This is a genomic window from Ramlibacter sp., from assembly GCF_035554825.1.
GTDB lineage: Bacteria > Pseudomonadota > Gammaproteobacteria > Burkholderiales > Burkholderiaceae_C > Ramlibacter.
On sequence record NZ_DATMHS010000170.1, the window covers coordinates 1 to 7156 of the forward strand.

Below are 7156 nucleotides of genomic sequence, written 5' to 3' on the forward strand. Positions count from 1 at the left end.
CAGCACCTTCCTGGTGGGCGCCGACGGCATCCTCAAGCAGGAATGGCGCGGCCTGAAAGTGCCGGGCCACGTCGACGAGGTGCTCAAGGCGGTCAAGCTGCTGAAGAAGGCGGCCTGAGGCTTTGTAGCAACATGCAAGTCCGCCCGTTGTTGCGTCGCAGGACTTGTGCATAATGAATTCATGCCGTTGAACTGGACGCTTCGCGTCTGTACAGCTCAGTCTGAAAAAGCCGCCCGGCGACCCCGGCGGCTTTTTTGCTTGTCGACCTTCTCATCCGGGAACCTGCCGTTCTATGCCATTGCCTCCCGCTCCCACGAAGCGCGCCGCCCTGCTCCCGCCCGAAGCGTTCGACGCGCCGGCCCGGTCCTCGCACAAGGCTGCTCGAAAACTGGAGGCGGCGCAGGCGCCCAGCCCGATCGCTGAGAAACCGCAGGCCCTCGACTTCGATCCGCCCCTGGGCGGCGGCGAACCGCATTCCGAGGCTTACCAGGAGAGCGTGGAGAGCTACCTCGAACACGTGGCGGCGCCCACGCCGAGAAAGCAGCGCGCCCCGGCCGTGCAGCCCGCGGCGAAGCCGCGCAAGAAGGCCGCGACCGGCCCGGCCAAGCTGTTCGTGCTGGACACGAACGTCCTGATGCACGACCCGATGAGCCTGTTCCGCTTCGAGGAGCACGACATCTTCCTGCCGATGATCGTGCTGGAGGAACTCGACGGGCACAAGAAAGGCATGACCGAGGTGGCGCGCAACGCCCGGCAAGCCAGTCGCATGCTCGACGGGCTCGCCGGTGGCCAGGAGGCCGACATCAGCAAAGGGCTGAAGCTCAATTCCACCGGCCACACCGAGGCCGGCGGCTGCCTGTTCTTCCAGACCCAGTCGCTGGCCAACCAGCTGCCGCCCAGCCTGCCGCAGGGCAAGGCCGACAACCAGATCCTGGGGGTGGTGCAGGCGCTGCGCGAACAGTACGCGCCGCGCGAAGTGGTGCTGGTGTCCAAGGACATCAACATGCGGGTCAAGGCCCGCGCGCTGGGCCTGGCGACCGACGACTACCAGAACGACAAGACCCTCGACGATCTCGAACTGCTGTATTCGGGCGCGCTCGCCCTGCCGCCGGACTTCTGGGCCAAGCACGGCAAGACGGTGGAGAGCTGGCAGAGCGGCCAGCACACCTACTACCGGATCAGCGGCCCGATCGTCCCCAGCCTGCTGATCAACCAGTTCGTGTTCTTCGAATCGCCCGGCGAGCCGAGCCTGTACGCCCGGGTGTCGGAAATCCGCGGCAAGACGGCGGTGCTCAAGACGCTCAAGGATTACGGCCACCTGAAGAACGCCGTGTGGGGCGTGACGACGCGCAACCGCGAGCAGAACTTCGCGATGAACCTGCTGATGGATCCGGAGGTGGACTTCGTCACGCTCACCGGCACCGCTGGCACCGGCAAGACGCTGATGGCGCTCGCCTCCGGGCTCACGCAGGTGCTGGACGACCGGCGCTACACCGAGATCATCATGACCCGCGCCACGGTGAGCGTGGGCGAGGACATCGGCTTCCTGCCCGGCACGGAAGAGGAAAAGATGGGGCCCTGGATGGGCGCGCTCGACGACAACCTGGAGGTGCTCGCCAAGACCGACACCAGCGCCGGCGAATGGGGCCGCGCCGCCACCAACGAGTTGATCCGCAGCCGCATCAAGATCAAGAGCATGAACTTCATGCGCGGGCGGACCTTCCTGAACAAGTACGTGATCATCGACGAGGCGCAGAACCTCACGCCCAAGCAGATGAAGACGCTGATCACCCGGGCCGGGCCGGGCACCAAGATCATCTGCATGGGCAACCTGGCCCAGATCGACACGCCCTACCTCACCGAAGGTTCATCGGGCCTCACCTTCGCCGTGGACAAGTTCAAGGGCTGGCCGCACAGCGGCCACATCACGCTGGCGCGGGGCGAGCGCTCGCGGCTGGCCGACTTCGCGAGCGAGGTGCTCTGACCTCCGCGATAGCAGTCGCTTCGAGGTTCAGACATTCTTGAACGCAGAGTTCGCAGAGGAGACGCAGAGAGAACGCAGAGGAACACCTCCAAAATCTCTGCATCCTTGTACTAACTCTGCGCCCTCTGCGTAACCTTTGCGTCCTCTGCGTTCAGACAATCAAGCGAGCGCCGGCACGCTCGCCGGCGCGCCGCTAGAAGTCCGACCCGCCGCCTGACGCCAGGCTCTCGAAGCGCGTCAGCTCCTTCATGAAGGCGAGCTTCACGGTGCCGGTGGGGCCGTTTCGCTGCTTGCTGATGATGATCTCCGCCACGCCGGGCTCCTTGGAGTCCTTGTTGTAGTAGTCGTCGCGGTAGATGAACATGATCACGTCGGCGTCCTGCTCGATCGCGCCGGATTCGCGCAGGTCGCTCATCATCGGGCGCTTGTCGGTGCGCGACTCGACGCCGCGCGACAGCTGCGACAGGGCGATCACCGGACAGCCCAGTTCCTTCGCCAGCATCTTCAGGCCGCGCGAGATTTCGCCGACGGCGGTCGCCCGGTTCTCGTCGCTCATGCTCGTCGAGGTGCTCATCAGCTGCAGGTAGTCGACGACGATCAGGCCGAGCTTGCCGCCGCACTGGCGCGCCAGCCGCCGCGCGTTGGCCCGCAGCTCGCTCACCGTGAGGCCGGGCGTCTCGTCGATGTGCAGCGAGATGTTGCGCAGCTTCTCGATTGCCTCGGTCAGGCGCGGCCACTCGGAATCGGTGAGCTTGCCGGTGCGCAGGTGCATCTGGTCGATGCGGCCGATCGACCCGACGATACGCACCGCCAGCTGGCTGGCGCCCATTTCCATCGAGAACACCGCCACCGGCAGCTGCTCGTGCAGCGCCACGTGCTCGGCGATGTTGATCGCGAACGCCGTCTTGCCCATCGAGGGCCGCGCCGCCAGCACGATCATGTCGCCGGCCTGCATCCCCGACGTCATGCGGTCGAGGTCGTAGAAGCCGGTCGGCACCCCGGTGATGTCGTTCGGGTTGTCCGCCATCTCCTGGACGCGATCGAGCAGCTGCACCACCAGGTTTTCCATGGCCTGGAAGCCCTGCTTCATGCGCGAGCCTTCCTCCCCGATGTTGAAGATCTTCTGCTCGGCTTCGTCGAGGATGGTGTCGACCGGCTTGCCCTGGGTGTTGAAGGCGGCGGTGGCGATCTCGTCGCTGGCGCTGACCAGCTTGCGCAGGATCGAGCGCTCGCGCACGATCTCGGCATAGCGGCGGATGTTGCTCGCGCTCGGTACGTACTGCGCCAGCGAGTTGAGGTAGGCGAGGCCGCCGATTTCCTCGTGCTGGCCCAGCTGCTGCAGCCGCTCGTAGACGGTGATCACGTCGGCCGGACGAGTGGCGTTGATCAGGCCGCCGACCGCCGCATAGATCAGCCGGTGCTCGTAGCGGTAGAAGTCGCCGTCGGTCAGCAGGTCCCCCACCCGGTCCCAGGCGCCGTTGTCCAGCAGCAGGCCGCCCAGCACGCTCGACTCGGCCTCGACGGAGTGCGGCGGGATCCGCAGTTGGGCGACCTGCCGGTCGCGCGAAAAATCGTCTTCGACGGGGGAGAGAACGGCTGACATCGACATTCTTGAGGTAAACCGCGATGCTACGCCGGCCGGCCCGCCCCGTCACTGGACAAGCATGTGGATAACCCGTGGGCTGCCGGTGTACGGATGGGGTGCAACCTGTGCATTGGGTGGTTTCCCGCCCGAACAGCGGCGGCATACGCGGTACAGTTTGTCCATGCCCCATCCACACTTTTTCGCGCCCAGCCCCGGCGCCGCCTTCAGCTGATGCGCAATCTGCGACTCCAGCTCCGATTCCTCGTCCCGCTCGCCATCATCCTCGCCGCCGCCGCGTATTTCGCGCTGCCGTTGATGGACCGGCTCACGCTGCGCTGGTTCGCGCGCGACCTGAACCTGCGCGGCACGCTGGTCACCAACGCCCTGTCCGAGTCGATCGCCGACGCCCTGCCCGACCCGAAGGGCCGCAAGCTGCTGGCGCTGTTCACCCGCGCCACGCAGGACGAGCGCCTGGTCGCGCTCGGGCTGTGCTCGAACGACGGCCAGCTGCTGCGGACCAGCCCGGGCTTTCCCAAGGAACTCACCTGCGAACGCGCGCAGGAGATCGCCGCCGCGCCGGATCCCCTGTTGCACATCGGCGGCGGCCCGGTGCACGTGGGCGTCCACCCCGTGAACGCCGAAACCGGCAGCATCGGCAAGCTGGTGCTGCTGCAGGACCTGAGCTTCATCGAGCGCCGCAGCCAGGACACCCGCCAATACCTCATGATTCTGATCGCCAGCATCGGCGTGGTGATCGCGTTCGTGACGATGATCGTCGCGCAGCTGAGCTGGCGCGGCTGGATCTCCGGCACCCGCGCGCTGCTGCGCGGCGAGGGCCTGATCCGCCCCTTGTCGGGCAATGCGTCCGAACTGGCGCCGCTGGCCGCCGACCTGCGCGCGCGCCTGCGCGAACTGGAGGACGAATACCGGCGGTCGCAGGGCCCCGAGGCCGAGTGGACCCCCGAGCGGCTGCAGTCGCTGCTGCGCACGCAGCTGAGCGGGGACCAGGTGATCGTCGTGTCCAACCGCGAACCCTACATCCACGACCTCAAGGACGGGCAGGTGGTGGTGCGGCGGCCGGCCAGCGGCCTGGTCACCGCCGTGGAGCCGGTGATGCGCGCCTGCTCCGGCACCTGGATCGCCCACGGCAGCGGCACCGCCGATCGCGACGTCGTCGACCGCAGCGACCACGTGTCGCTGCCGCCCGGCGAGGACGAGTACCTGCTGCGGCGGCTGTGGCTCACGCCGGAAGAGGAACAGGGCTACTACTTCGGCTTTGCCAACGAAGGCATGTGGCCGCTGTGCCACGTGGCCCACGTGCGGCCGGTGTTCCGCGAATCCGACTGGCAGTACTACCGCGAGGTCAACCAGCGCTTCGCCGACGCCGTGGTGCAGGAGGCGCGCAGCGAGGACCCGGTGGTCCTGGTGCAGGACTACCACTTCGCCCTGGTGCCGGCGATGGTGCGCGAGAAGCTGCCGCGGGCGACCATCATCACCTTCTGGCACATCCCATGGCCGAACCCCGAGTCGTTCGGCATCTGTCCGTGGCGGCGCGAGATCCTGCAAGGCATGCTTGGCAGCACGATCCTGGGTTTCCACACCCGCTTCCACTGCAAGAACTTCATCGAGACGGTGGACCGCTACCTGGAAGCGCGGATCGAGCACGAGCACTCGACGATCTCGTTCCAGGGCATGAGTACCCTGGTCGAGAGCTACCCGATCTCCATCGAATGGCCGACGCCGGCCGAGATGTCGCACTGGCCGCCGGTGGCGGAATGCCGCGCCCGGGTGCTCAGCCGGCTGCAGCTACCAGCGGACCAGAAGCTCGCCGTCGGCGTCGACCGCTTCGACTACACGAAAGGCATTCTCGAACGGCTGCACGCCGTGGAACGGATGCTGGAGAAATACCCCGAGTGGCTCGGCCGCTTCACGCTGGTGCAAGTGGCGGCGCCCTCGCGCAGCGCGCTGGAGGAGTACCGGGCCTTCCGCGACCGCATCACGCAGGTGACCGAGCGCATCAACCGGCGCTTCGGCACCGGCGGCACGCTGCCGGTGCGGCTGCTGGCGGAGCATCACGAGCACGAGGCCGTCAACGAACTCTATCGGGCCGCCGACGCCTGCCTCGTGACCAGCCTGCACGACGGCATGAACCTCGTGTGCAAGGAGTTCGTTGCCGCCCGCGACGACGAACGCGGCGTCCTGATCCTCAGCCGCTTCGCCGGCGCGGCGCGCGAAATGCCGGAAGCGCTGATCGTGAACCCGTACCACGTGGAGGAGACGGCCGACGCCCTGCACCGGGCCCTGACCATGCCGGAAGCCGAGCAGCGCGAACGCATGGCGGCCCTGCGCACCACGGTGCGCGAGTTCAACGTGTACCGCTGGGCGGGCCGTATGCTGTCCGATGCCGGCCGCTGGCGCCTGCGCGAGCGCATCGCCGAGCGGGTACAGCGCCACGCCGGGGAATAGGCGCGCACAAAAAAAAGAGACCGCTTGGCGGTCTCTTTTTGCGAGGACAAGGCTGCGCAGGGCAGTCTTGTTGCCGGCCGGGGCCGCGTTACGCGGTTTCCCCGTACACCGTCACGTTGATGTCGACCACCACGTCGGTGTGCAGCGCCACGCTGACGGCGCTGTCGCCGACATGCTTGATCGGGCCTTGCGGCATGCGAACCTGCGCCTTGGCGACCGGGTAGCCGAGCTTCTTGAGTTCTTCGGCGATGTCGAAGTTGGTGACCGAACCGAACAGGCGGCCGTCCACGCCGGCCTTCTGGGTCAGCTTCACCGTGGTGCCGGCGAGCTTCTCGCCCTGCGCCTTGGCTTCTTCCAGCTTGGCATTGGCGGCCTTCTCGAGCTCGGCGCGCTTGGCTTCGAACTCGGCCTTGTTGGCTTCCGTCGCGCGGCGCGCACGGCCCTGCGGGATCAGGAAGTTGCGGGCGTAGCCGTCCTTGACCTTGACGATCTCACCGAGGTTGCCCAGGTTGATGACCTTGTCGAGCAGAATGACTTGCATGTTCGGTGCTCCTTAGATGCGGTGCTGGTCGCTGTAGGGCACCAGGGCCAGGAAGCGCGCGCGCTTGATGGCCGTGTTGAGCTGGCGCTGGTAGATCGCGCGGGTGCCGGTCAGGCGCGCCGGGATGATCTTGCCGTTTTCCGCGATGAAATCGCGCAGGGTGTCGACGTCCTTGTAGTCGATTTCCTCGACGCCGGCGACGGTGAAGCGGCAGAAGCGCTTGCGCTTGAACAGCAGCGACTGGGTGTTGCGCTTCGGACGCTTGTCCTTGTTGAACTTCTTGAACGTGGCCATGGTGGACCCCTATGAATGTTTAATCTTGCTGGAAGGACTGGATGTGCAGGACCGGGTGCTTGCCGTGGCGGGGAGCGGCCAGGAAACCGGTGAACCGGAATCCGCTGCCGATCGCCTGGCGCGAGAGCGTTTCCGCATCCGTCCCGAAGGCCACCGCCCTGATCTCCACCTTCACCTGCCGCGGGGTCCCTGCTTCCAGGGTCTCCGACTCGTGTTCGAGCTGCAGGTCGAGGGCGGGCAATCCGGCGGGCGTGTAGCGCAGGGCCTTGGCCTCCGCGATACGGG

At 66.7% G+C, this 7156-nt stretch carries 6 protein-coding genes and 1 pseudogene; 3 read left to right on the top strand and 4 right to left on the bottom strand.

The window, feature by feature from the left end; genetic code table 11:
* Positions 1-118, top strand: a pseudogene (locus VNT59_RS20450) (peroxiredoxin); the annotation flags it as partial.
* A gap of 175 nt (positions 119-293) precedes the next feature.
* Positions 294-1985, top strand: a complete 1692-nt coding sequence (locus VNT59_RS20455) for a PhoH family protein (protein WP_325501572.1) — start codon at positions 294-296, stop codon at positions 1983-1985.
* A gap of 193 nt (positions 1986-2178) precedes the next feature.
* Here the strand turns inward: VNT59_RS20455 and dnaB are convergent, their stop codons facing one another.
* Positions 2179-3588, bottom strand: a complete 1410-nt coding sequence (dnaB, locus tag VNT59_RS20460; RefSeq protein ID WP_325501574.1) for a replicative DNA helicase — start codon at positions 3586-3588, stop codon at positions 2179-2181.
* Positions 3589-3801: 213 nt separating this feature from the next.
* Between dnaB and VNT59_RS20465 the strand changes: the two genes are divergently transcribed.
* Complete coding sequence (locus tag VNT59_RS20465) at positions 3802-6036, top strand: trehalose-6-phosphate synthase (RefSeq protein WP_325501576.1); 2235 nt, start codon at positions 3802-3804, stop codon at positions 6034-6036.
* A gap of 88 nt (positions 6037-6124) precedes the next feature.
* Here VNT59_RS20465 and rplI read toward each other — a convergent pair whose 3' ends face one another.
* Genes rplI through priB form a run of 3 tightly spaced genes read right to left on the bottom strand, consistent with a single transcriptional unit; the run spans position 6125 to position 7151 of the window.
* Entirely contained in the window at positions 6125-6577 is a 453-nt protein-coding gene (gene rplI, locus VNT59_RS20470; protein ID WP_325501578.1) for a 50S ribosomal protein L9, read from the bottom strand.
* A 12-nt stretch (positions 6578-6589) separates the two neighbouring features.
* The gene (gene rpsR / locus VNT59_RS20475) at positions 6590-6871 is read right to left on the bottom strand and encodes a 30S ribosomal protein S18 (RefSeq protein ID WP_048438842.1); all 282 of its coding nucleotides are present in this window, start codon (positions 6869-6871) and stop codon (positions 6590-6592) included.
* Between the two features lie 19 nt (positions 6872-6890).
* Positions 6891-7151, bottom strand: a complete 261-nt coding sequence (gene priB, locus VNT59_RS20480; RefSeq protein WP_325501580.1) for a primosomal replication protein N — start codon at positions 7149-7151, stop codon at positions 6891-6893.
* Between the last annotated feature and the right edge of the window lie 5 nt (positions 7152-7156).